Source organism: Pseudomonas sp. NPDC089396, assembly GCF_044749545.1.
Classification (GTDB): domain Bacteria; phylum Pseudomonadota; class Gammaproteobacteria; order Pseudomonadales; family Pseudomonadaceae; genus Aquipseudomonas.
In genome coordinates this window covers 20,115-44,388 of the sequence record NZ_JBIVIC010000023.1, presented here as the reverse complement: position 1 = coordinate 44,388, position 24,274 = coordinate 20,115, and the positions used below count along the sequence as shown (strand labels likewise).

Sequence of the window (24,274 nt, the reverse complement as noted above, 5' to 3'; positions counted from 1 at the left end):
GCTCAGCAGCTTTCAGTTGTCATCGAAATACCGCTCATGCCAGTCCACCAGCGGCTGCGGCGCATTGAGCTTCTGCCCGTAGATCACCGAGTACGACAGCACGTTCTGCACGTACTGGCGCGTTTCGTCGAACGGAATCGATTCCACCCACACATCGAAGCTTAAATGCTTGGCGCCCTTGAGCCACTGGCGCACACGCCCAGGCCCTGCGTTGTATGCCGCCGATGCCAGTACCCGGTTGCCGTTGAACTGGCTGTGCACCTGGCTCAGGTAGGCCGCGCCCAATTGGATGTTCTTGTCCGGGTTGAACACTTGCTGGGGCGAGGCCAGCGGAATGCTGAACTTGCGTGCGGTTTCCTTGGCCGTGGCTGGCATCAACTGCATCAGGCCACTGGCACCGACGCTGGAGCGGGCATCTTCCATGAAGGCGCTTTCCTGGCGCGTGATGGCGAACACCCAGCTCGAGTGCAAGCCGCGTACCTTGGCTTCGCGCACCAGGGTATCGCGGTGGGCCATCGGGAAGCGGATGTCCAGGTCGTCCCAGTACTGCGCCTGGCTGATGGTGCGAATGGCCGGGAAGTACCAGCGCAGGTCATAGGCCAGGCGCGCCTGGGCGACCATTTCGTCCCGGGTAAAGTGACGGCTCACGTGGTACCACTCACGGCGGCCTTCGACGATCTGTCCGCGGGCATGGAATTCCAGGGCGCGCTGCACGCCTGGGGTGTTGCGCACCTTGTTGACCAATGCCGGGCTCAGCACCAGCGGTTTGTTGTTCAGCTGGTACGGTGTCTGCGCACGGTCGGCGGCGAGGAAGCCGTAGAAGTCGCGCTCGCGCGCCACGTTCTTGTACAGCAGCGGAACCTGCGGGTTGTTCGGCTGGGCCAGCTCCAGGCTGCGCGCTTGCCAGTACTTCCAGCGGTTACTGCTGGCCAGGTCCTGGGGCAGGCGTTTGGTCAGCTCGTAGGCATCTTCCCAGCGGCCCAGGCGCAGCAACAGGCGCAGGCGCCACTCGCTGACCGTGTTGTCGCGCAGTTCAGGGTCGTAGCGGGTCATCAGGTCGAGGGCCCGCGGGTCGTAGCGGCGCGCCAGGGTCAGGCCGATCTCGCGGGCGATGGCGACCTTTTCGTCGCGGGAGAAGTGCATGCGCTGGGCATAATCGTCGAGCAGTGCCATGGCCCGTTCAGGGTCCTGGCGGGCCAGGCGGCGCAGGCCGAGGCTGACCACGTCGGACATCGCCTCATTGACGGGGGTGAAGCGCGACGGCTGATTGAGCAGCTCGGGCTTCTGCGCCACGTCGATCAGCAAACGACCCTGCGGGCCGAGGGTGGTCAGGCCCTGGACCAGGCTGTTGGCCAGGCTGTAGTTACGTGCCTGGGCCGCCAGCTTGGCGCGGTTCCAGCGCTTGGCCTCGGTCAGTTGACCTTCGGCGGCCCACATGCCGAACAGGGTGTCACAGGCGGCCGGTTGCGACTTGCCCACGTTCCACAGTTTCTCGGCGCTCGCATAGCCTTCGGCACGCTTGCCGTGGCTCAGCTCGTACTGGCCATTGAGGCAGTCCAGCTCGGTGAAGTTGAGCTTGGGGTCGTAGTACTTGACGAAGGTGTTCCACTCGCCACGTTCTGCCAGCCAGCGCAACCAGCGCAGTTTCATCCAGTTGGCCTGGGGCAGATCGCCGTGCTTGGCGAGGAAACCTTCGATTTCCTCGTTGCTGGCGCTCTTGAGGCGGGCGGTGAGTTCGTCGTAGGCCAGGTAGGGCGTCAGTGGATAGTCGCGCAATTCCTGGGCATAACGCAGGTAAGGGCCTTTGTCGCCCTTGGCCAGTGCACGCTTGGCCTGGTCGTAGTACTGGCGTTGAAGGGTGAGGTCGGTGGCCTGCGCCACGTTAGCGGTGGCGGCGGTGAGCAGCAGGCAGGAAGCAATCTGTAACAGGCGGCTGCGCATGATACGTCCGGGCAGTTGAACCATGGGAAAGTGACGGCGAAGCCAGCACTGTTGGAAGCTATTGCCTTAGCTTAGCCGTTTGCCGGCAGCGGGTGAAAGCACTGTGCTTGTATCAAGGCGTTAACACCGACCGGATGTCGCAATACCCTGGCAAGGAAGTCAACTTAATGCTGGAACGGGCCAACTCAGGTAGAATGCGCGCCCGCTTTCTGGAGACGAACATGACCCTGCTCAAATTCAGCGATGTGTCCCTCGCATTCGGCGCGATGCCGCTGCTGGACAAAGTGTCCTGGCAGATCGCCCGTGGCGAGCGGGTGTGCATCATCGGCCGCAACGGCACCGGCAAGTCCAGCATGCTACGTCTGGTAAAGGGCGAGCAGAAGGGCGATGACGGCGAGATCTGGCGCGCCCCCGGTCTGAAGATCGGCGAATTGCCGCAGGAACTGCCGGTGGCAGATGAGCGCAGCGTGTTCGACGTTGTGGCCGCCGGGCTGGATGGCGTTGGCGAGCTGCTGGCCGAATACCACCACCTTAGCCAGAACATCCACGGCGACGAAGACCTGGAAAAGCTCATGCACGTCCAGCACGAGCTGGAAGCGCGTGACGGCTGGCGCCTGCAGCAGGTGGTGGAAAGCACTTTGAGCCGCCTGCAACTGCCGGCCGAGAAAACCCTGGCCGAGCTCTCCGGTGGCTGGCGTCGTCGCGTCCTGCTGGCGCAGGCGCTGGTTTCCGAGCCTGACCTGCTGCTGCTCGACGAGCCGACCAACCACTTGGACATCGGTGCCATCGCCTGGCTCGAAGAGGCCCTGAACGGCTTCAACGGTGCTGTGCTGTTCATCACCCACGACCGTTCCTTCCTGCAGAACCTGGCCACCCGCATCCTCGAACTGGACCGCGGTGGCCTGATCGACTGGAACGGCGACTACGCCAGCTTCCTGGTGCACAAGGAGGCCGCGCTGGCCGCCGAGGAAACCGCCAACGCGCTGTTCGACAAGCGCCTGGCCCAGGAAGAAGTGTGGATCCGCCAGGGCATCAAGGCTCGCCGTACCCGTAACGAAGGCCGAGTCCGTGCGCTCAAGGCCCTGCGCGTCGAGCGCAGCGAGCGGCGCGACCGCCAGGGCAAGGCGAACATCCAGATCGAAGCGGCGGAGAAATCCGGCAAGCAGGTGATGGTGCTGGAAAACGTCAGCTTCTCGCACCCTGAAGGGCCGATGCTGGTCAAGGACTTCTCCATGGTCCTGCAGCGTCAGGACCGTATTGGCCTGCTGGGCGCCAACGGCACCGGCAAGACCACGCTGCTCAAGCTGATGCTGGGTGACCTGGAGCCCACATCGGGCAAGGTCGAGCGTGGCACCAAGCTGGAAGTCGCCTATTTCGACCAGATGCGCCACCAGCTCGATCTGGAAAAGACCGTGATCGACAACCTGGCCGAAGGCCGCGACTTCATCGACATCGATGGCCAGAGCCGGCATGTACTGAGCTACCTCGGCGATTTCCTGTTCAGCCCGCAACGTGCCCGCACGCCGGTCAAGGCGTTGTCCGGTGGTGAGCGTGCGCGCCTGCTGCTGGCCAAGCTGTTCAGCAAGCCGGCCAACCTGCTGGTGCTCGACGAACCGACCAACGACCTCGATGTGGAAACCCTCGAGCTGCTGGAAGAAGTGCTGTGCAACTACAAAGGCACGGTACTGATGGTCAGCCACGACCGGGCGTTCCTCGATAACGTGGTCACCAGCACCCTGGTGTTCGAAGGGGAGGGCAAGGTACGCGAGTATGTGGGCGGCTACGAAGACTGGATCCGCCAGGGTGGTTCGCCGAAGTTGCTGGGCGTGACCGAAAGCAAGGGCGGCAAGTCCGAACTCAACAGTGCGGTGGTCGAGAAGGCGCCGGTCGAGGCTGCGCCTGAGCCGGTGGCACCGGCGGCCGATGCGGCGAAGAAGAAGCTCAGCTACAAGCTGCAGCGCGAGCTGGAGATGTTGCCGGGGCAGATCGACGCGCTGGAACAGCGCATGGCGGTGGCTCAGGAAGAGGTCAATGCAGCTGGCTTCTATCAGCGGCCGATTGCCGAGACTTCGGCGGTGCTGGCGCAGATCGAGAAATTGCAGGGCGAGCTGGATGTGCTGGTAGAGCGTTGGGCTGAGCTGGAAGGCTGAGTTCGACCTTTTGGCCCTATCGCCGGCAAGCCGGCTCCCACAGGTACTGCGCAGTTCCTTGGATCTGTGACAACCCTGTGGGAGCCGGCTTGCCGGCGATGAGGTCAGTACTGGCTACATCATTCCTTCTTCTGCAACCGCACCGCCAGCACATCGCACGGCGCGCCGTGCAGCACGTCATTGGCAGTGGAGCCCAGTAGCAACGCCAGGCCATGCCGGCCATGGCTGCCCACCACGATCAGGTCGCATTGCTGGTCCTTGGCCAGTTGGTGGATTTCCTGGCGTGGCTGGCCATAGGTCAGGTGTGAATCGCCACGGTTGATGTCGGGATACTTGTTGAACAGCCGTTCCATGCGCTCTTTGGCCTGGTCGAACTGCTGTTGTTGCAGTTGCGACAGGTCCATCGGTACATCGCCGCCAAAGGCCATGGCCATCGGTTCGACGATGTGCACCAGCGAAACCTTGGCACCGGTAGGTTCGGCGAGCTTCATGGCACGTTTGATCACCGGGTCGCACTCTTCGGTGAGGTCGACGGCGACCAGAAGATGTTCGTAGGACATGAGCTGTACTCCTGACAATCGCGATAGTAGAAGTATGGTCGCTTTCGGGCAGGTCTTCCGTGAAACCGAGTAACCCGCTCATTTGCAACGCTTTATGGAATCTACAGATATGACGGTATGGCTGGTGGTGTCAATCCTTGCGCTGATTCTAAGTCCGCTTTCCTGGTTGCGTCTGTCGCGCAAACAGGGCGAACAGATGAGCCTGCGCCTGGAAGCGCGGCGCATGGGCCTGGCCATGCAACTGGCGCCGCAGCAGTGGCCGCACTGGCTGGAAAAGGAGCCGCCCAGCCCTTGCCCGCAGTACCACCGGGCGCGGCGTCGGGGGCATGAAGACAGCTGGTGCTACTGGCAGGTCAGCCCTGGTGTGTGGTGGAACAAGTGGCGTGAAGTGTGCGAGGAGCCGCGCCTGATGGACGTGTTCGCCCGCCTGCCAGAGACCGTCTACAAGGTCGAAGCCGACGCGCGCATGATCGCTCTGTACTGGAGCGAGCGGGGTGATAAATCTGTGTTGCAGGATATTGCTCACGCCTTCGAAACCCTCGCTTGATCGCAGCGTAACGGCTGTACCGTAACGACAAAGCGGCAACCCGGCAGCGCCCTTCGAGGTGCTGCTGGGTTGCCGCTTTGTCGTTTCTGCGCAGCAGAAAAGGCCAGGCAGGCCGGGAATTTCAGGGAGCGAGTGGCAGTGTAGCCAGCTTTGCGCTCTGTGCATGAAAAATGCACCTCCGGGCCACTTCTGTGGTCAATCGCTGACATGAATGATCAGCAATCACTGTCAGCATGTTTTGCCCCCGGCTGATGGAAAATGACCGGAAAGTCGCGTTTTCACCGTGCTCGTGAGCATTTGACAACGCGGATCTTTTCGGAGAATGTGTGCAGACCCAAATCAAACGGGCGTATGAATTGAGCGTTTGTATGTCACACCGCTCGAACAGAATCCCGACTAGCGCGCTGACGGGTGTGCCTGGGGCGAGGGCAGCGAAGGGCTGCTTTTCCACCAGCGATCGGCGTGTACAGTTCAGCTTCCATATCGTGGAGATCAGTTGATGATTTACGAAGGTAAAGCCATCACGGTTAAGGCTCTTGAAAGCGGCATCGTCGAACTGAAGTTCGATCTCAAGGGTGAGTCCGTCAACAAGTTCAATCGCCTGACCCTGGACGAGCTGCGCCAGGCCGTCGACGCCATCAAGGCCGACGCCTCGGTGAAAGGTGTGATCGTCAGCAGTGGCAAGGACGTGTTCATCGTCGGCGCCGACATCACCGAATTCGTCGAAAACTTCAAGCTGCCCGAAGCCGAGCTGGTGGCCGGTAGCCTGGAAGCCAATCGTATCTTCAACGCCTTCGAAGACCTCGAAGTCCCGACCGTGGCGGCCATCAACGGCATCGCCCTGGGTGGCGGCCTGGAAATGTGCCTGGCGGCCGACTATCGGGTCATGTCCAGCAGCGCCAAGATCGGCCTGCCGGAAGTCAAGCTGGGGATCTACCCAGGCTTCGGCGGTACCGTGCGCCTGCCGCGTCTGATCGGCTCGGACAACGCCATCGAGTGGATCGCCGCCGGCAAGGAAAACCGCGCCGAAGACGCGCTGAAGGTCGGTGCCGTCGACGCTGTGGTCGCCCCTGAACTGCTGCAGGCCGGTGCCCTCGACCTGATCAAGCGCGCCATCAGCGGCGAGCTGGACTACAAGGCCAAGCGCCAGCCCAAGCTGGAAAAGCTCAAGCTCAACGCCATCGAGCAGATGATGGCCTTCGAAACCGCCAAAGGCTTCGTCGCGGGCCAGGCCGGCCCGAATTACCCGGCACCGGTCGAAGCTATCAAGAGCATCCAGAAGGCCGCCAACTTCGGCCGTGACAAGGCCCTGGAAGTCGAAGCGGCAGGTTTTGCCAAGCTGGCCAAGACCTCGGTCGCCGAGAGCCTGATCGGCCTGTTCCTGAACGACCAGGAACTCAAGCGCAAGGCCAAGGCCCACGACGAGATCGCCCACGACGTGAAACAGGCCGCCGTGCTCGGCGCCGGTATCATGGGCGGCGGCATCGCCTACCAGTCGGCGGTCAAAGGCACCCCGATCCTGATGAAGGACATCCGCGAGGAAGCCATTCAACTGGGCCTCAACGAAGCGTCCAAGCTGCTCGGCAAACGCGTCGAGAAGGGCCGTCTGACCCCGGCGAAAATGGCCGAGGCACTGAACGCCATTCGTCCGACCCTGTCCTACGGTGATTTCGCCAACGTCGACATCGTCGTCGAAGCCGTGGTCGAGAACCCGAAGGTCAAGCAAGCCGTGCTGGCGGAAGTGGAAGGCCAGGTGAAAGAGGACGCGATCCTCGCCTCCAACACCTCGACCATTTCCATCAACCTGCTGGCCAAGGCCCTCAAGCGCCCCGAGAACTTCGTCGGCATGCACTTCTTCAACCCGGTGCACATGATGCCGCTGGTCGAAGTCATCCGTGGCGAGAAGTCCAGTGACGTGGCGGTTGCCACCACCGTGGCTTACGCCAAGAAGATGGGCAAGAACCCGATCGTGGTCAACGATTGCCCGGGCTTCCTGGTCAACCGCGTGCTGTTCCCGTACTTCGGCGGTTTCGCCAAGCTGGTCAGCGCCGGCGTCGACTTTGTGCGCATCGACAAGGTCATGGAGAAGTTCGGCTGGCCGATGGGCCCGGCCTACCTGATGGACGTGGTCGGCATCGACACCGGCCACCATGGCCGCGACGTGATGGCCGAAGGCTTCCCGGATCGCATGAAGGACGAGCGTCGCTCGGCCGTTGACGCCCTGTACGAGGCCAACCGCCTGGGTCAGAAGAACGGCAAGGGCTTCTACGCCTACGAGACCGACAAGCGCGGCAAGCCGAAGAAAGTCTTCGATGCCACCGTGCTCGATGTGCTCAAGCCGATCGTCTTCGAACAGCGCGAAGTCACTGACGAAGACATCATCAACTGGATGATGGTGCCGCTGTGCCTGGAGACCGTGCGCTGCCTGGAAGACGGCATCGTCGAGACGGCTGCCGAAGCGGACATGGGCCTGGTCTACGGCATTGGTTTCCCTCCCTTCCGTGGTGGTGCGCTGCGCTACATCGACTCGATCGGCGTGGCCGAGTTCGTCGCCCTGGCCGATCAGTACGCCGACCTGGGGCCGCTGTACCACCCGACTGCGAAGCTGCGTGAAATGGCCAAGAGCGGCCAGCGCTTCTTCAACTGAGCGGTCAAAGAGCTAGAGCGAGAATATTGATATGAGCCTGAATCCAAGAGACGTGGTGATTGTCGACTTCGGTCGCACGCCGATGGGCCGCTCCAAGGGTGGCATGCACCGCAACACCCGCGCCGAAGACATGTCGGCGCACCTGATCAGCAAGTTGCTCGAGCGCAACGACAAGGTCGACCCGAAAGAAGTCGAGGACGTGATCTGGGGCTGCGTCAACCAGACCCTGGAGCAGGGCTGGAACATCGCCCGCATGGCGTCGTTGATGACCCAGATCCCGCACACCTCGGCCGCCCAGACCGTCAGCCGCCTGTGCGGCTCGTCGATGAGCGCGCTGCACACCGCTGCCCAGGCGATCATGACCGGCAACGGCGATGTGTTCGTGGTCGGTGGCGTGGAGCACATGGGCCACGTCAGCATGATGCATGGCGTCGATCCCAACCCGCACCTGTCCCTGCACGCGGCCAAGGCGTCCGGGATGATGGGCCTGACCGCCGAGATGCTGGGCAAGATGCATGGCATCACCCGTGAGCAGCAGGACCTGTTCGGCCTGCGTTCGCACCAGCTCGCCCACAAGGCGACTGTCGAAGGCAAGTTCAAGGACGAGATCATCCCGATGCAAGGGTATGACGAGAACGGCTTCCTGAAGGTGTTCGACTTCGACGAGACCATTCGCCCGGAAACCACCCTGGAAGGCCTGGCTTCGCTGAAGCCTGCGTTCAACCCCAAGGGTGGTACCGTCACCGCCGGTACTTCGTCGCAGATCACCGACGGTGCTTCGTGCATGATCGTCATGTCCGGCCAGCGTGCCATGGACCTCGGCATCCAGCCGCTGGCCGTGATCCGCGCCATGGCCGTGGCCGGTGTCGACCCGGCAATCATGGGCTACGGCCCGGTGCCGTCGACCCAGAAAGCCCTCAAGCGCGCCGGCCTGACCATGGCCGATATCGACTTCATCGAGCTCAACGAAGCCTTCGCTGCGCAGGCCCTGCCTGTGCTGAAAGACTTGAAAGTGCTCGACAAGATGAATGAGAAGGTTAACCTGCACGGCGGCGCCATTGCGTTGGGCCACCCGTTCGGTTGCTCCGGGGCGCGGATTTCCGGCACCCTGCTCAACGTCATGAAGCAAAATGGCGGTACCCTGGGTGTGGCCACCATGTGTGTCGGCCTGGGTCAAGGCATCACCACTGTCTTCGAACGCGTCTGATCGCAGAGCAAGGCAGCAGCCGGGGCCTCGTGCCCCGGTTTTTGTTTTTTTACGAAAATTGTTTCAAGAGGGTAAGCGACATGCAGATACAACCAGGCGTATACCGGCATTACAAAGGGCCTGAGTACCGTGTCTTCAGCGTTGCACGGCACTCCGAAAGCGAAGAGTGGATGGTTTTCTACCAATGCCTGTATGGTGATTACAGCTATTGGGTACGCCCTCTTTCCATGTTCCAGGAGTCCGTCGAGGTTGACGGCGAGCAGGTGCCGCGCTTTGCTTTGGTCAAGGCCGAAGAAGGGCTGCCTGGGGTGCCTGGCAAGTCGCAAGAGTGAACGACCGCGCTTGACCTCACTCTTTTGCCACTATATATAGCGGTGCCGCGTCTGGCACCTGACGCGTTTTTCATCTTCAGATTCAGGAATACTCCGATCCATGGGCAAATCGCTGGTCATTGTGGAATCCCCGGCCAAGGCCAAGACCATCAACAAGTACCTGGGCAACCAGTACGTGGTGAAGTCGAGTATCGGCCACATCCGTGACCTCCCCACCAGCGGTTCGGCCAGCGCCAGCAAAGAGCCGGCCGCCAAGCGTGGCAAGGCTGCTGCGGGTGAGGCTCCGGCCCTGTCGCCGAAAGAAAAGGCTCGCCGCCAGCTGGTGGCACGCATGGGCGTCGACCCCGAGCACGGCTGGAAGGCCAAATACGAGATCCTGCCCGGCAAGGAAAAGGTGATCGAAGAGCTGCGCCGCCTGGCCAAAGATGCCGACACCATCTATCTCGCAACCGACTTGGACCGCGAAGGGGAAGCCATTGCCTGGCACCTGCGCGAGGCCATCGGCGGCGATGACACCCGCTACAAGCGCGTGGTGTTCAACGAAATTACCAAGAAAGCCATCCAGGAAGCGTTCTCGCAGCCTGGCGAGCTGGACATCGATCGCGTCAATGCCCAGCAGGCACGCCGCTTCCTCGACCGCGTAGTGGGCTACATGGTCTCGCCGCTGCTGTGGGCCAAGATTGCCCGTGGCCTGTCGGCCGGGCGCGTGCAGTCGGTGGCGGTGAAGCTGGTGGTCGAGCGTGAGCGCGAGATCCGTGCCTTCAACCCCGAAGAGTACTGGGAAGTGCACGCCGACCTCGGCACCGCCAAGAACGCCCAGGTGCGCTTCGAAGTGGCTCGCGAGAAGGGCGAAGCGTTCAAGCCGCTGAATGAAGCCCAGGCCATGGCTGCGCTGGAGAAGCTCAAGGATTCCAGCTACAGCGTCATCAAGCGCGAAGACCGGCCGACCAGCAGCAAGCCGTCGGCACCGTTCATCACCTCCACCCTGCAGCAGGCTGCGAGCAATCGCCTGGGCTTCGGGGTGAAGAAAACCATGATGATGGCCCAGCGTCTGTACGAAGCCGGCTACATCACTTACATGCGTACCGATTCGACCAACTTGTCGGCCGACGCCCTGGACATGGCACGCAACTACATCGAGCGTGAGTTCGGCAAGCAGTACCTGCCGGAAGCGCCGCTGGTGTACGGCAGCAAGGAAGGCGCCCAGGAGGCGCACGAAGCGATTCGCCCGTCCGACGTCAACACCCACCCGACCAAGCTCAGTGGCATGGAGCGGGACGCCGAGCGCCTGTACGAGCTGATCTGGCGCCAGTTCCTGGCCTGCCAGATGCCGCCGGCGCAGTACCTGTCCACCAGCGTCACCGTCGCTGCTGGCGATTTCGAGCTGCGCGCCAAGGGCCGCATCCTCAAGTTCGACGGCTACACCCGTGTGCTGGCGCAACAGAGCAAGCCGGGCGAAGACGACGTGCTGCCGGAAATGGCCCAGGGCGAGTCGCTGAAGCTGATTCAGCTCGACCCGAGCCAGCACTTCACCAAGCCGCCGGCACGCTTTACTGAAGCCAGCCTGGTCAAGGAAATGGAAAAGCGCGGTATCGGTCGCCCGTCGACCTACGCGGCGATCATTTCCACCATCCAGGACCGCGGTTACGTCACGCTGCACAACCGTCGTTTCTACTCCGAGAAGATGGGTGACATCGTCACCGAGCGCCTGTCGGAAAGTTTCTCCAATCTGATGGACTACGGCTTCACCGCCGGTATGGAAGAGAACCTCGACGACGTGGCCCAGGGTGAGCGTGACTGGAAGCATGTGCTCGACGAGTTCTACGGTGATTTCATCAAGAAGCTGCTGACCGCCGAGTCTGCCGAAAACGGCATGCGCGCCAACCAGCCGACCATGACCAACATTCCGTGCAAGGAATGTGGTCGACCGATGATGATTCGTACCGCCTCCACCGGCGTGTTCCTCGGCTGCTCGGGCTACAGCCTGCCGCCGAAAGAGCGCTGCAAGGCCACCGTCAACCTGGTACCGGGCGACGAGATTGCCGCCGACGACGAGGGTGAATCCGAATCCCTGGTGCTGCGTGGCAAGCACCGCTGCCCGATCTGCGCCACGGCCATGGATGCCTACCTGCTCGACGAGAAGCACAAGCTGCATATCTGCGGTAACAACCCTGATTGCGTCGGCTACGAGATCGAAGAAGGCAGCTACCGCATCAAGGGCTACGAAGGGCCGAGCCTGGAGTGCGACAAGTGCGGCAGCGAGATGCAGCTCAAGACGGGCCGCTTCGGCAAGTTCTTCGGTTGCACCAACCCGGCGTGCAAGAACACCCGCAAGCTGCTCAAGAGCGGTGAGGCAGCACCACCGAAGATGGACAAGGTGGAGATGCCGGAGCTCAAATGCGAGAAGGTCGACGACACCTATGTGCTGCGTGATGGTGCTTCGGGGTTGTTCCTGGCGGCCAGCCAGTTCCCCAAGAACCGCGAAACACGCGCGCCGCTGGTGCTGGAGATCCTGCCGCACAAGCATGAGATCGATCCGAAGTATCACTTCCTTTGCGATGCGCCACAGAAGGACCCGGATGGGCGCCCGGCGGTAATTCGCTACAGCCGCAAGACCAAGGAGCAGTACGTGCAGTCCGAGGTCGATGGCAAGCCGACCGGCTGGAAGGCCTTCTATGACGGCAATGCCTGGAAAGTCGAAGACAAGCGCTGATTCTTCAGTGCTGTGAATGGGGCCGCTTTGCGGCCCGTCGCCGGCAAGCCGGCTCCCACAGGTTCAGCATTGCTCGCAAGAGCGGCGCCTTACCGGTGGGAGCCGGCTTGCCGGCGATGGGCTGCGCAGCGGCCCCATTTCATTGGTGACAAGCATCCCCCGATCCTTGAAACTGCAGGTATTCGCCCTGCAGCCTTTTAAGGAGGCCACCCGAAATGGCCCAGGAACTCTACACCCGCACCAACCAGAAACTGTTCTTCGCCGGCCTTGCCCTGGAATCCATGGCCAAGGCAGTCGAAAGCCAGGCGATGAATGCCCAGGGCCTGGTCCAGGCCGAGCGCGAGTCAGCGTTATTCCACCTGTATGGTGCGTTGCTGGGGTTGTGTCATGAGATCGCTGGCTACTATCGGTTGCCGACAGCACCCAATGTCGAACAGCTGCTCGCCGACGACGCCCTGAATGCTATCGCCATTCCAGAAGTGGCCGAGCTGCTGGAGCTGTCCCGTCAACGCGAAACCTGGTTGGCGCAACTGCTCAGCGCTTATGCCGATTTGTTCCGACCACCTGTCGTGAAGAAAACGCCGAAAACCGATGTCACCCAGCCACTGATCCAGGCCGTCAATCTCGATCAACCCGAGCAGCCAGCGCTTTCGCGTGAAGAGCTGGAAAGCTGGCGCAGCAATCTCAAAGGTTTGGTGAGGCGTTTCCGTGACGCGTTGAGTGAGTGCTGATAGCCGTCGCGGCTGGTACACTACTGGCCTTTCGTGGAGAACAGCCCTATATGTCTACGTCGTTTCTGGAAATTGTCGAGTTGCCTGATGGCCGGATCGAACTGCGTCGCGCCGAGGATGAAGGCTCCCTGGTAACCCTGGATTTCTCGGAAGACGCCAAGGCATTCCTGCAGGGCCAACATGTCGAAGTCGCCAAAGCCATGCTGAGTGTCGGTGTGCAGATGGCTGGCCGTCTCATGGATGGCGAGCTGGAGCGCGACGAAGGGCCGCGCGTGCTGCACTAAGCCCCGATTCTCAATTGCGAGACAGGCAAAGCCTGAACATCAGCCGAGGCGGATGTTCAGGCTTTTTGCGTTTCCGACACTGGCGGCACGTACCAGTTGCTGGCGTGCCGCGGCATTGACACTACCCAGCCAGCTCACCACCGTGTGGCTGCGCCCCAGGCGCAAGGCTTCGCAGGCCAGTTGCAGCGCACTCTGGTTGCCACCTGGCTGCAACAGCAGGATGCGCTCGCGGTTCAGGCCGGCATCGCGCAGCCAGGCCTGGGTCAGGCTGGCGGGCGGGGCGATCAGGGTAAGCCAGCGGGCCTCTTGCTCTTCGCTCAATTCGCGCAATACCGGTGCCAACAGGCTCTGGCAATGCTCGGGTGCGCCACGCAGGGACAGTTCGCTGAACAGCTCCGGCCGGCCGCTTTTTCGTGCCTGCTCAGTGGCCTTCAGGCCTGGCAAAACCGGTTGTGCAAGGAAGGCTTCGAACAATGGAAGCTGAACCTGCTGGTGTGTTTGGGTGAACTGCTGCATGACGCCTCCTGGATCAGCGGCGAATAACGCCGACACTCAAACCTTCGATCACCAGATCCTGTTCTTTCAGGTCGACTTCGATAGGGGCGAATTCGGGGTTTTCAGCGATCAGCCAGACCCTGTTGCCTTCGCGCTTGAAGCGCTTGACGGTCACTTCATCGCCGATACGGGCAACGACGATCTGGCCGTTGCGGGCCTCGCGGCAGGTGTGCACTGCCAACAGGTCGCCATCGAAGATGCCGACGTCCTTCATGCTCATGCCGTGTACACGCAGCAAGTAGTCGGCGCGAGGGTGGAAGAAGGTCGGGTTGATGTTGCAGGATTGCTCGATGTGCTGTTCGGCGAGGATCGGCGCACCGGCAGCGACTCGGCCGATGATCGGCAGGCCGCTTTCTTCGCTCTTGGCTTCGACACCTGGGATGCGGATGCCGCGCGATGCCCCCGGGGTCATTTCGATGGCACCCTTGCGGGCGAGCGCCTTGAGGTGCTCTTCTGCAGCGTTGGGTGACTTGAAGCCCAGCTCCTGGGCGATTTCCGCGCGGGTTGGCGGGAAGCCGTTGTCTTCGAGGCAGCGTTTGATGAAAGCCAGGATTTCGGCTTGGCGTGGCGTCAGTTTCAACATGGCGAGCGCTCTGTCTTTTTATACAGTGACTGGAATTATATACAGTACTGGATGCGCTGCAAGCGCCAAAGATGCATTAAAAGCCGCAATCGGCTCATCATGGCGCTTGCAGCCTGCAGCTTGGCGCATTTAAATGGCGACCGCCCGGTCACCTGACCTTGACAGAGACAGGCCTGAAACGTATGTTTCAAACACCTGTTTGTCTGCCTGCCGGAGTAGTCATGGCCCAATCGGAAACCGTTGAACGCATTCTCGATGCTGCCGAGCAGCTGTTCGCGGAAAGGGGGTTTGCGGAAACCTCGTTGCGGCTGATTACCAGCAAGGCCGGGGTCAACCTGGCGGCGGTCAACTACCATTTCGGTTCGAAGAAGGCGCTGATCCAGGCCGTCTTCTCTCGCTTCCTCGGGCCATTCTGCGCCAGCCTCGAACGCGAGCTGGAACGGCGCCAGGCCAAGCCCGAGCAAAAGCCCAGCCTGGAAGAGCTGCTGGAGATGCTGGTCGAGCAGGCCCTGGCGGTTCAACCACGCAGCAACAACGACCTGTCGATCTTCATGCGCCTGCTGGGCCTGGCATTCAGCCAGAGCCAGGGGCATTTGCGCCGCTACCTGGAGGACATGTACGGTAAGGTGTTCCGCCGCTACATGCTGCTGGTCAATGAGGCGGCGCCGCGCATTCCGCCGCTTGAGCTGTTCTGGCGCGTGCACTTCATGCTCGGTGCCGCGGCGTTCAGCATGTCCGGTATCAAGGCACTGCGTGCCATCGCTGAAACCGATTTCGGCATCAATACCTCGATCGAGCAGGTCATGCGCCTGATGGTGCCGTTCCTGGCGGCTGGTATGCGCGCCGACAGTGGCGTTACCGACAATGCCATGGCCGCAGCCCAGCTACGTCCACGCAGCAAGACCGGCAGCACCACCGCCAAGGCCTGAAGGCTGGGCGGGGCAGGGCGCTTCGGCTAAGCTAGCGCCCATGCCCGACCTCGATTTCCTGCATATTTCCCTCGCCGACCAGTGCCTCTATGGCTTTGCCCATGGGCAGCTGCGCGTACGCCTGGAAGTCTCTACCGCACGCAATGGTGCCGGCGAGCGCAATGGCTCGGGGTGTACGCCGCGTGGGTTGCATCAGGTGCGCGCGAGAATCGGAGCGTGCTTGCCATTGAATGCTGTGCTAAGCGAGCGGCGCTGGACCGGTGAGATCTGGTCGCCGTCATTGCACGCGCAATACCCTGGGCGTGACTGGATCCTGACCCGCATTCTCTGGCTCAGTGGTTGTGAGCCGGGTGTCAACCGCCTGGGTGCGGTGGACACCTTCCGCCGCTACATCTATCTGCATGGCACGCCGGACACGGAACCCTTGGGCGTACCGCTGTCCCATGGCTGCATACGCCTGCGCAACACCGATCTGCTTGGCCTGTTCGAGCGTGTACCGGCGCATTGCCCGGTGCGTATCGACGAGGCCGCCTGCCCCCAGTGGGCTTCCATTAGTTTGCAATGAAGGATTGTCTATGACCGCCAGCCTGCAAGGCTCCCTGATGGTGGATATCGCCGGTAAATGGCTGACCGCCGAGGACCGCCAGCTCCTGCGCCAGCCTGAAGTGGCCGGCCTGATCGTCTTTGCCCGCAACATCGACAGCCCACGCCAGGTGCGTGAGCTGTGTGCATCGATCCGGGCCCTGCGCCCTGACCTGATCCTCGCGGTGGATCAGGAAGGTGGCCGGGTGCAGCGTCTGCGTCAAGGTTTCGTGCGGCTGCCGGCCATGCGCGCGATCGCCGACAACGCCAATGCCGAGTACCTGGCCGAGCAATGCGGCTGGTTGATGGCCACCGAGGTGCTGGCGGTCGGCCTGGACCTGAGTTTCGCCCCGGTACTGGACCTGGATCACCAGCGCAGCGCCGTGGTCGGCAGCCGTGCCTTCGAAGGCGACCCCCAGCGTGCCACGCAATTGGCCGGTGCGTTCATTCGCGGTATGAACGCCGCGGGCATGGCCGCCTGCGGCAAGCACTTCCCAGGGCATGGCTGGGCCGAGGCGGACTCCCATGTGGCCATCCCCACCGACGAGCGTAGCCTGGCGCAACTGCGCCAGGCCGACCTGGTCCCGTTCACCCGCCTCAGTGGGCAGCTGGCGGCGGTAATGCCGGCGCATGTCATCTACCCGCAGATCGACAACCAGCCTGCCGGGTTCTCGCGCCGTTGGCTGCAGGACATCCTGCGTGGCGAGCTGGGCTTTGACGGGGTGATCTTCAGTGATGACTTGTCGATGGCTGGGGCGCATGTGGTTGGGGATGCGGCGAACCGTATCGAGGCGGCGTTGAGTGCCGGTTGCGACATGGGCTTGGTGTGCAATGACCGGGCGGCGGCGGAGCTGGCGTTGACGGCGGCGCAGCGCTTGAAGGTCAAGCCTTCGCCGCGGATTGCGCGGATGCGAGGGCAGGGCTTTGCGCGGACCGATTATCGCCAGCAGCCGCGTTGGCTGGAGGCGCTGGGGGCTTTGAAGGACGCGCAGTTGATTGATTGACCGCGCTGGCCCTATCGCCGGCAAGCCGGCTCCCACAGGATGCTCACTGTCCTTAAGGACGGCGCGGTACCTGTGGGAGCCGGCTTGCCGGCGATAGGGCCGTCTCAGGCAGCACAGGGCTAACGCCCACGCTTTCCGGGCAATGGGGCAAACAGCGCCTCGATTTCTTCATCCCCAAGGCGCCACTGCCCCGCCTGCCCGCCATCGAGCAGGCTCGCCGCCAACGCGGCCTTCTCCTGCTGCAATTGCTGGATCTTCTCTTCCACCGTGCCCCGGGTAATCAGCTTGAACACGAACACCGGCTTGTCCTGGCCGATTCGATAGGCGCGGTCGGTGGCCTGGTTTTCGCTGGCCGGGTTCCACCACGGGTCGAAGTGAATGACCGTATCCGCAGCCGTCAGGTTCAGGCCGACGCCGCCGGCCTTGAGGCTGATCAGAAACACCTCGCTGTCGCCCTGTTGAAACTGCTGCACCGGCGTGCGCCGGTCGCGGGTGTCGCCAGTGAGCAGGCTGTAGCGGATCTTGCGTTTTTCCAACTCCTGCTCGATCAGCGCCAGCATCGAAGTGAACTGCGAAAACAGCAAAACCCGCCGCCCTTCGCTGAGCAGCTCGTCGAGCATCTCCAGCAATGCGCCGAGCTTGCCTTTGTCGGCCTGGTTGCCTTTGCTCTCGACACCTTTGACCAGACGTAGGTCGCAGCACACCTGGCGCAGCTTGAGCAGGGCGTCGAGGATCACGATCTGACTGCGTGACGCGCCATTGCGGGCAATCTCGTCGCGCACTTTCTTGTCCATCGCCACCCGCACCGCCTCGTAGGTGTCGCGCTGGGCGTCGCTGAGCTCGACCCAGTGGACCATTTCGGTCTTGGCTGGCAGCTCGGTGGCCACCTGTTCCTTGGTGCGGCGCAGCAGGAACGGGCGTACGCGGCTGACCAGGTGGGCCAGACGCTCGCTGTCGCCATGGCGCTCGATGGGTGTGCGGTACTCCTGGTTGAAGCGCTTGACCTCGCCCAGCCAGCCGGGCATCAGGAAGTGGAAGAGTGACCACAGCTCGCCCAGGTTGTTTTCCATCGGCGTACCGGTCAGGCACAGGCGCTGGTTGGCCTGCAACTCGCAGACGGCGAGGGCGGCCTTGCTGGTGCTGCTCTTGATGTTCTGCGCTTCGTCGAGCACCAGCACGCTCCAGGTTCTTTCGTGCAGGTGAGGCAGGTCCCGCGGTACCAGGGCATAGGTGGTGAGCACCAGGTCGTAGTCGCCCAGCTTGTCGAAATGCTTGCTGCGGCCAGGGCCGTGCAGGGCCAGCACGCGCAGGCCCGGGGCGAAGCGGTGGGCTTCGTCCAGCCAGTTGGGCACAAGGCTGGTGGGCATTACCGCCAAGGCTGGGTTGGCCAGGCGCCCGTGCTGTTTTTCCAGCAGCAGGTGAGCGAGGGTCTGCAGGGTTTTGCCCAAGCCCATGTCGTCGCCGAGGATGCCGCCGGTGCCCATTTCGCGCAGGGCCTGGAGCCAGTTCAGGCCTTGCTGCTGGTAGGGGCGCAGGGTGGCGTTCAGCTCGGTGGGCAGTTCGACTTGCAGGTCGCGGGCATCGCGCAGGCGCCGGCCGAGGTCACGCACATGGGCGCCGCCTTCCCAGTGCAGGGGCAGGTGCTCGATGTCGTTCAGGCGCGCCGCGTCGGCGCGGTCCATGCGCAGGGTCGCGCCGACGGCGTCTTCGTGCAGGTACAGCTCGCCAAGGGTGCCCATCACCGCCTTGATCCGCCCGTAGGGCAGGGCGACGCGAAGTGCCGGGCTGTCCAGGCGGCCACGGTTGAGGTCGATCAGCAGATGCTCGTCGTCACTGCGTCGGGCCAGCTCGCTGGGGCGCAGCAGTTCAGGGTTGCTGCGCAGCAGTTGCAGCACGATCGGCAGCAGGCTGTGGCGCTGGCCGTCGACGACGATGCCCAGCTCCAGGTCGAACCATTCGTGGCCCGGGGCTTCGTCGATGCTGGCGTACCAGTCGTCCACTTCCTGCAGGTTGAAGGCGAAATCGCGGTGAATGTCGATGTCCCAGCCGGCTTCGCGCAAGCGCGGCAAGCCTTCGCGGGCGAAGTGCAGCCAGGCTTCGTCATCGGGCAGCTGGTGCATCTCGCCGGCGCTGTCGGGCAGTGCCTTGCTCTGCCGGGTGGCGGGCTTGAAGCCGAGCTCGCGCAGGGCCTTGCGCAGCGCTTGCTCGGCCTGGGGCTGGCGGCGAATGCGCTGGCTGGTGGCGCCGACCAGGCGGGTCAGGGGCTTGTCGTCACTGCCGATGGCGCGCAGGCCATCGTAGTCAAACGACAAGGCGGCGCGGTGTTGCATCTGGCGCTGCATGCGGCCGGTCTTGGGCATGTAGGCGCTGAATTCGAGGCTGCCGAGGGTCAGGTGACCTCTTGGCTGGATGCCATTGAGCTGCTCGGTGCTGACAGTGGTAGGCGTTGGGACTTGCCGGTTCAAGGCGTTCAATCGATGACTCAAGGGTACGACCAGGTGCTCTGGGACGGTGGGCGCGCGTGCAAGCTGGCTGGCAATGAAGGGGTCCAGGTCATGCTGCAGCTTGCCAAGCAGGTGCCCTGCTCGGTCGACGTAGTAGATGGGTTCGACGGGCAGTGCCAGCAGTTGGGTCTGCTCGCCGTGGTACCAGGCGCCACGGTAGCTGCCATCATCCAGCCTGACCCAGCGGAACCTGGCCTGAATTTCCGGCCCGGCCAGCAGTGGGAGGGGATCGCTGTTGAAATGCAGGCGCCCCGTGGCCAGGGCATAGCCGAGCAATTCTGCACCTTGCTTGCCCTCCAGGTCGACCACGGGCCGCGTCGCATCGCTGCTGGCATCGATCAGGCGCAGCAACCGGGCATCGTCCTGGGTAACGTAGCGTGGTGGGTAGTAGATCAGTTCAGGCAAGGATGTGATCTTGCCAAAGTGCACGGTGTCGTCAGCTTGCCGGGTGCCTTTAACCACTTCCAGCGTGCAATGCTGATTGCCCACATGGATCAGGTAGTGAATGGCCGGGCCTTTGCGTTGGGGCTTGGGCGCGGCCAGCAACTGGCCGGTGGTTTCGAGTGTTTCAACCCATTGGTCGAGCGCTGGGGACAACAACAGCCCCGCTTGCTGTGGAGCCGCCTGGCTGCCGAGCGGCCAGCCACCCTGCTGCACATTCAGCAAGACGGCGACGCAGTGCTTGCAATTCAAGCGGACCGGGCAGCTGCAGCGCCCGAAAATGCGCAGTTCGGGGCCGTTCAGCACCAGTTGGATCGTCTGGTTATAGCGTTCACCAGACGATCCCTCGCAGGTGGCTTCGATGGACTTTTCATTCAGTGACAGGATTCGCGTGCGCGCTTGCGCGGCGTATTCGCGGCCTCGCTTCAGGGCTCCGTCCTGGATGTAGTCAACCCAGTCCGGGTGAGCCTTCAGCAGCTGCTGCGCATCCTCCTTGCTCACATCACTGCTCCATCATCTCCGGGTCCATCACCGGCATTTTCGGTGTGCCGGGCGGGGTGACCTTCAACAGCAGCGCCAGGTGGCCGCCGTCCATGAAGGTCAGCTGGCCGCCCTTCATGTTGCTGTTGTTCTGCTTGAACTGCTCGCTCTGCAGCACGTTGCCGTTGCCGTCGAGCTGGTTGACCCAGAAGTTGGCTTCCACCGCGATGAAGCGGCCTTCGGTAAGGCTCAGGTTGCCTTCGATCGGGAAGTGGCCGAACTGCTCCTCGCCGGCGCCCAGGGCGACGCGGCTGGGCTCGCTGCCGACCTGCTGCTGCCAGGCCTTGTGCAGCAGTACGGTGTAGTCGGCGGTGGCCTGCAGGCGGGTGGCTTCGTCATCCAGCGTCAGTGGGCGCTCGGCACCCTTGTCCAGGCGCGGGGCACCGGCGCTCCAGTCTTCCGGCGCGAACGGGCTGGTGAAGGCGGGCACGCTGTTTTGCCGCACCAGAATCATTTCCACCTGATACAGGCCTTCGGCGAAGGCCGCCGGCGCGAACAGCGCAAGCAACAAGGTCAGGCAACGGATGGCACGCATGTTTCTTCCTTAGGCTGTCTGTGGGGTCAAGCGCTCGAACAGCGCTTCCAAAGTGTTGAATCGTTCGTCGGGGCGTTCCATTGGCACCAGGAAGCGGAACTGGGTCGCACCTTCGAACTTGTAGCGTTTGGGCTGGCCCTGGATCAGCTTGATCAGGGTCAGCGGGTCGACTGGGGTTTCGGCCTCGAATTCGAGCTTGCCGCCATTGGGGCCGGCGTCGACTTTCTTGATGCCGAGTTTTTCTGCTTGCAGCTTGAGTTGGGTCAGGCGCATCAGGTTCTTGGTCGGCTCGGGCAACAGGCCGAAGCGGTCGATCATTTCCACCTGCAGGTCCTTGAGGCCTTCTTCGTCGGCCGCCGAGGCAATGCGTTTGTACAGGATCAGGCGCGCGTGCACGTCCGGCAGGTAGTCCTCGGGGATCAGCGCCGGCAGGCGCAGGTTGATCTCCGGGCCGCCGCCCAGGGGCTGCTCGAGGTTGGGTTGAGTACCCTTGCGGATGGCCTTGACCGCGCGTTCGAGCATTTCCATGTAAAGGGTGAAGCCCACTGCCTGGATCTGCCCGCTCTGGCCTTCGCCGAGCAGCTCGCCGGCGCCGCGGATTTCCAGGTCGTTGGTGGCCAGGACGAAGCCTGCCCCCAGGTCCTGGGTGTTGGCGATGGCTTCCAGGCGCTTCTCGGCGTCGCTGCTGACCTTCTGCCGCGCAGGGGTCAGCAGGTAGGCGTAGGCCTGGTGGTGGCTGCGCCCGACCCGGCCGCGCAGCTGGTGCAGCTGGGCCAGGCCGAACTTGTCGGCACGCTCGATGACGATGGTGTTGGCGCTGGGCACGTCGATGCCGGTTTCGATGATGGTCGAGGCGATCAGCACGTTGAAGCGCTTGTGGTAGAAGTCGCTCATCACCTGTTCCAGTTCACGCTCGCGCATCTGCCCGTGGCCGATGCCGATACGCGCTTCCGGAACCAACTCGGCGAGGTCGGCGGCGCACTTCTCGATGGTCTTCACATCGTTGTGCAGGTAGTACACCTGGCCGCCGCGCAGCAGTTCCCGCAGCAGGGCTTCCTTGACCGTGCTGTTGTTGTGCTCCATCACGAAGGTGCGCACCGACAGGCGCCGCGCCGGTGGCGTGGCGATGATCGACAAGTCGCGCATGCCGGCCACGGCCATGTTCAAGGTGCGCGGGATCGGCGTGGCGGTCAGGGTGAGGATATCCACCTCGCTGCGCAGGGCCTTGAGCTGCTCCTTCTGGCGCACGCCGAAGCGGTGCTCTTCGTCGATCACCACCAGGCCCAGGTCCTTGAAGCGCACATCATCCTGCAGCAGCTTGTGGGTGCCGATGAGGATATCGATCTTGCCTTCGGCAAGGTCGGCGGCGGCGGCGGCCACTTCCTTGGCCGACTTGAAGCGGCTCATCACCTCGACCGTCACCGGCCAGTCGGCGAAGCGGTCGCGGAAGCTGTTGTAGTGCTGCTGGGCGAGCAGGGTGGTGGGCACCAGGACGGCCACCTGACGGCCACTGTGCACGGCAATGAAGGCCGCGCGCATGGCCACTTCGGTCTTGCCGAAGCCGACATCGCCACACACCAGGCGGTCCATCGGCTTGGCCGCGAGCATGTCGGCGCGCACGGCTTCGATGGCGTTCTGCTGGTCCGGGGTTTCCTCGAAGGGGAAGCCGGCACTGAAGGTGGCATAGTCGGCAGCCGGGTCGGCGAAGGCGTAGCCTTTGCGCGCGGCACGGCGGGCGTAGATATCGAGCAGCTCGGCAGCCACGTCGCGAACCTGCTCGGCGGCCTTGCGCTTGGCCTTCTGCCAGGCTTCCGAGCCCAGCCTGTGCAGAGGCGCCAGGGCGTCGTCGCTGCCGGTGTAGCGGGCGATCAGGTGCAGGTTGGCCACTGGTACGTAGAGCTTGGCGCCCTCGGCGTATTCCAGGGTCAGGAACTCGGCGGCCTGGTCTTCGATCTCCAGGGTGGCCAGGCCCAGGTAACGCCCTACGCCGTGGTCGATGTGCACCACCGGTGCGCCTTCACGCAGTTCGGTGAGGTTCTTGATGACCGCATCGTTGGCGGCCTCGCCGCGCTTGTCGCGGCGCCGGCGCTGCATCACGCGCTGGCCGAACAGCGGGCTTTCGGCGACCAGGGCAAGGCCCGGGTCTTCGAGCAGCAGGCCCTCGTCGAGCGGGGCGATGGTGATCGCCAGGCGTTCCTTGCCGGTAATGAAGTCAGTCCAGCCTTCGACCGTCTGCGGCCTCAGCTTGAGGCGTTCGAGCAGCTCCAGCAGGACTTCACGACGGCCCGCCGACTCGGCAGTGAACAACACCCGGCCAGGGAACTGGTCAAGGAATTCGGACAATGCCGCCAGTGGCTGGTTGGCCTTGGCCTCGATGGCCAGGTTGGGCAGGGCGCGTGCCGGGAAGCGCTCGCGGCCGGCACCCGGTTCCACTTCGTCGGCGCTGACCACCACCCGTGGCCACTGCTTGAGCTGGGCGAAGCAGTCTTCCACCGGCAGGAACAGCTCGGCCGGTGGCAGCAGTGGGCGGGTCAGGTCGCCGCGGCGGTCTTCATAACGCCCGCGCACATCGTTCCAGAAGTGCTCGGCGGCCTGTTCGACGCCCGGCAGGGAGAACACCTGGGTGTCGCTGGGCAGGTAGTCGAACAGGGTCGAGGTTTCTTCGAAGAACAGCGGCAGGTAGTACTCGATGCCGGCGGGAATGATGCCGCTGGCCAGGTCCTGGAAGATCGCGCTGCGGCGGAAGTCGACGTCGAAACGCTCGCGGAAGCGCGCCTTGAAGCGCGTCACCTCTTCCTTCTGCATGGGGAATTCGCGCGCCGGCAGCAGGCGGATCGAGTCGACCTTGTCGATCGAACGCTGGGTCTCCGGGTCGAAGGTGCGCAGGGTCTCGATTTCGTCGTCGAACAGGTCGATGCGGTAGGGCAGCTTGCTGCCCATCGGGAACAGGTCGATCAGCGCGCCGCGCACGGCGAACTCGCCATGCTCGTAGACCGTGTCGACGCAGCGGTAGCCACTGGCTTCCAGGCGCGTGCGCATCTGTTCCACGTCGATGGTCTGGCCCACGTCCAGCACCAGACTGCTGCCGAGCAGAAAGCGCGTTGGCGCCAGGCGGTGCAGGGCGGTGGTGATCGGCACGACGAGGATGCCATGGCTCAGCTCCGGCAGCCGGTAGAGGCTGGCGATGCGCTGGGAAATGATGTCCTGGTGCGGCGAGAACAGGTCGTAGGGCAGGGTTTCCCAGTCGGGAAACGGCAGCACCGGCAGCTCCGGGGCGAAGAAGCGCAGCTCCTGTTCCAGGCGATCGGCGGCCTGGCTGTCGGCGGTCAGCAGCAGGGTGAAGCGACCAGCACTGCTGGCGGCTTCGGCGATGGCCAGGCTGAGGGCGGCACCGGGCAGGTTGCCCCAGGTTTGTTTGCCGGCCGTGGCCGACATTTGCGGTAGGCGCAGAACTGACACGGGAGATTGCACTCCAAGCGTTGCGGCAAA

General features: G+C 63.1%; 18 protein-coding genes. 11 read left to right on the top strand and 7 right to left on the bottom strand.

The features are described from left to right. Positions 1-12: 12 nt before the first annotated feature. The gene (locus ACIPZB_RS26875; RefSeq protein ID WP_400643447.1) at positions 13-1,941 is read right to left on the bottom strand and encodes a transglycosylase SLT domain-containing protein; all 1,929 of its coding nucleotides are present in this window, start codon (positions 1,939-1,941) and stop codon (positions 13-15) included. Positions 1,942-2,162: 221 nt separating this feature from the next. Here ACIPZB_RS26875 and ACIPZB_RS26870 point away from each other — a divergent pair, with 221 nt between their 5' ends. After that, positions 2,163-4,091, top strand: a complete 1,929-nt coding sequence (locus tag ACIPZB_RS26870) for an ATP-binding cassette domain-containing protein (protein WP_400643446.1) — start codon at positions 2,163-2,165, stop codon at positions 4,089-4,091. Between the two features lie 119 nt (positions 4,092-4,210). Here ACIPZB_RS26870 and ACIPZB_RS26865 read toward each other — a convergent pair whose 3' ends face one another. After that, a complete protein-coding gene (locus ACIPZB_RS26865; RefSeq protein WP_008094089.1) occupies positions 4,211-4,651 on the bottom strand; it encodes a universal stress protein in 441 nt (146 codons plus the stop codon). A gap of 109 nt (positions 4,652-4,760) precedes the next feature. On the opposite strand from ACIPZB_RS26865, the gene ACIPZB_RS26860 reads away from it, so the two are divergent. The 7 genes from ACIPZB_RS26860 (at position 4,761) to ACIPZB_RS26830 (ending at position 13,112) form a co-directional block, all read left to right on the top strand. Further along, a complete protein-coding gene (locus tag ACIPZB_RS26860; protein WP_400643445.1) occupies positions 4,761-5,198 on the top strand; it encodes a hypothetical protein in 438 nt (145 codons plus the stop codon). A 499-nt stretch (positions 5,199-5,697) separates the two neighbouring features. Then, on the top strand, positions 5,698-7,845 hold the full coding sequence (fadB, locus tag ACIPZB_RS26855; RefSeq protein WP_008094094.1) for a fatty acid oxidation complex subunit alpha FadB: 2,148 nt from the start codon (positions 5,698-5,700) through the stop codon (positions 7,843-7,845). Positions 7,846-7,876: 31 nt separating this feature from the next. Next, on the top strand, positions 7,877-9,052 hold the full coding sequence (gene fadA / locus ACIPZB_RS26850; RefSeq protein WP_008094097.1) for an acetyl-CoA C-acyltransferase FadA: 1,176 nt from the start codon (positions 7,877-7,879) through the stop codon (positions 9,050-9,052). An 80-nt stretch (positions 9,053-9,132) separates the two neighbouring features. Beyond that, positions 9,133-9,384 carry a DUF1653 domain-containing protein gene (locus ACIPZB_RS26845; protein ID WP_008094098.1) on the top strand — a complete coding sequence of 84 codons (252 nt, stop codon included), beginning with the start codon at positions 9,133-9,135 and terminating at the stop codon, positions 9,382-9,384. A gap of 100 nt (positions 9,385-9,484) precedes the next feature. Further along, positions 9,485-12,097, top strand: a complete 2,613-nt coding sequence (topA, locus tag ACIPZB_RS26840) for a type I DNA topoisomerase (RefSeq protein ID WP_400643444.1) — start codon at positions 9,485-9,487, stop codon at positions 12,095-12,097. A gap of 215 nt (positions 12,098-12,312) precedes the next feature. Further along, positions 12,313-12,828: a DUF6586 family protein gene (locus ACIPZB_RS26835; protein ID WP_400643443.1), complete on the top strand. Its 516-nt coding sequence runs from the start codon at positions 12,313-12,315 to the stop codon at positions 12,826-12,828. A gap of 50 nt (positions 12,829-12,878) precedes the next feature. Further along, positions 12,879-13,112, top strand: coding sequence for a hypothetical protein (locus ACIPZB_RS26830; RefSeq protein WP_004376430.1), 234 nt, complete (start codon positions 12,879-12,881; stop codon positions 13,110-13,112). A gap of 39 nt (positions 13,113-13,151) precedes the next feature. Here the strand turns inward: ACIPZB_RS26830 and sulA are convergent, their stop codons facing one another. Further along, a complete protein-coding gene (gene sulA, locus ACIPZB_RS26825) occupies positions 13,152-13,628 on the bottom strand; it encodes an SOS-induced cell division inhibitor SulA (RefSeq protein WP_400643442.1) in 477 nt (158 codons plus the stop codon). A gap of 13 nt (positions 13,629-13,641) precedes the next feature. Continuing rightward, on the bottom strand, positions 13,642-14,250 hold the full coding sequence (gene lexA / locus ACIPZB_RS26820) for a transcriptional repressor LexA (RefSeq protein WP_008094109.1): 609 nt from the start codon (positions 14,248-14,250) through the stop codon (positions 13,642-13,644). A gap of 221 nt (positions 14,251-14,471) precedes the next feature. Here lexA and ACIPZB_RS26815 point away from each other — a divergent pair, with 221 nt between their 5' ends. Genes ACIPZB_RS26815 through nagZ form a run of 3 tightly spaced genes read left to right on the top strand, consistent with a single transcriptional unit; the run spans position 14,472 to position 16,765 of the window. Then, positions 14,472-15,179 carry a TetR/AcrR family transcriptional regulator gene (locus ACIPZB_RS26815; protein WP_400643441.1) on the top strand — a complete coding sequence of 236 codons (708 nt, stop codon included), beginning with the start codon at positions 14,472-14,474 and terminating at the stop codon, positions 15,177-15,179. A gap of 40 nt (positions 15,180-15,219) precedes the next feature. Next, positions 15,220-15,744 carry a L,D-transpeptidase family protein gene (locus ACIPZB_RS26810; protein WP_400643440.1) on the top strand — a complete coding sequence of 175 codons (525 nt, stop codon included), beginning with the start codon at positions 15,220-15,222 and terminating at the stop codon, positions 15,742-15,744. Positions 15,745-15,766: 22 nt separating this feature from the next. Next, positions 15,767-16,765 carry a beta-N-acetylhexosaminidase gene (gene nagZ, locus ACIPZB_RS26805; protein ID WP_400643458.1) on the top strand — a complete coding sequence of 333 codons (999 nt, stop codon included), beginning with the start codon at positions 15,767-15,769 and terminating at the stop codon, positions 16,763-16,765. Positions 16,766-16,884: 119 nt separating this feature from the next. Here the strand turns inward: nagZ and ACIPZB_RS26800 are convergent, their stop codons facing one another. The 3 genes from ACIPZB_RS26800 to mfd are packed head-to-tail and all read right to left on the bottom strand — an operon-like array spanning position 16,885 to position 24,244. Continuing rightward, positions 16,885-20,211, bottom strand: coding sequence for an SNF2-related protein (locus ACIPZB_RS26800; RefSeq protein ID WP_400643439.1), 3,327 nt, complete (start codon positions 20,209-20,211; stop codon positions 16,885-16,887). A 1-nt stretch (position 20,212) separates the two neighbouring features. Continuing rightward, a complete protein-coding gene (locus ACIPZB_RS26795) occupies positions 20,213-20,785 on the bottom strand; it encodes a CsiV family protein (RefSeq protein WP_400643438.1) in 573 nt (190 codons plus the stop codon). A gap of 9 nt (positions 20,786-20,794) precedes the next feature. Further along, positions 20,795-24,244 (bottom strand): transcription-repair coupling factor, encoded by a 3,450-nt coding sequence (gene mfd / locus ACIPZB_RS26790; RefSeq protein ID WP_400643437.1) that lies wholly within the window; start codon positions 24,242-24,244, stop codon positions 20,795-20,797. Between the last annotated feature and the right edge of the window lie 30 nt (positions 24,245-24,274).

Coding starts and splice junctions, on each gene's coding strand:
- ACIPZB_RS26875 (WP_400643447.1), bottom strand. CDS start 1,941: ATGCGCAGCCGCCTGTTACAGATTGCTTCCTGCCTGCTGCTCACCGCC.
- ACIPZB_RS26870 (WP_400643446.1), top strand. CDS start 2,163: ATGACCCTGCTCAAATTCAGCGATGTGTCCCTCGCATTCGGCGCGATG.
- ACIPZB_RS26865 (WP_008094089.1), bottom strand. CDS start 4,651: ATGTCCTACGAACATCTTCTGGTCGCCGTCGACCTCACCGAAGAGTGC.
- ACIPZB_RS26860 (WP_400643445.1), top strand. CDS start 4,761: ATGACGGTATGGCTGGTGGTGTCAATCCTTGCGCTGATTCTAAGTCCG.
- fadB (WP_008094094.1), top strand. CDS start 5,698: ATGATTTACGAAGGTAAAGCCATCACGGTTAAGGCTCTTGAAAGCGGC.
- fadA (WP_008094097.1), top strand. CDS start 7,877: ATGAGCCTGAATCCAAGAGACGTGGTGATTGTCGACTTCGGTCGCACG.
- ACIPZB_RS26845 (WP_008094098.1), top strand. CDS start 9,133: ATGCAGATACAACCAGGCGTATACCGGCATTACAAAGGGCCTGAGTAC.
- topA (WP_400643444.1), top strand. CDS start 9,485: ATGGGCAAATCGCTGGTCATTGTGGAATCCCCGGCCAAGGCCAAGACC.
- ACIPZB_RS26835 (WP_400643443.1), top strand. CDS start 12,313: ATGGCCCAGGAACTCTACACCCGCACCAACCAGAAACTGTTCTTCGCC.
- ACIPZB_RS26830 (WP_004376430.1), top strand. CDS start 12,879: ATGTCTACGTCGTTTCTGGAAATTGTCGAGTTGCCTGATGGCCGGATC.
- sulA (WP_400643442.1), bottom strand. CDS start 13,628: ATGCAGCAGTTCACCCAAACACACCAGCAGGTTCAGCTTCCATTGTTC.
- lexA (WP_008094109.1), bottom strand. CDS start 14,250: ATGTTGAAACTGACGCCACGCCAAGCCGAAATCCTGGCTTTCATCAAA.
- ACIPZB_RS26815 (WP_400643441.1), top strand. CDS start 14,472: ATGGCCCAATCGGAAACCGTTGAACGCATTCTCGATGCTGCCGAGCAG.
- ACIPZB_RS26810 (WP_400643440.1), top strand. CDS start 15,220: ATGCCCGACCTCGATTTCCTGCATATTTCCCTCGCCGACCAGTGCCTC.
- ACIPZB_RS26795 (WP_400643438.1), bottom strand. CDS start 20,785: ATGCGTGCCATCCGTTGCCTGACCTTGTTGCTTGCGCTGTTCGCGCCG.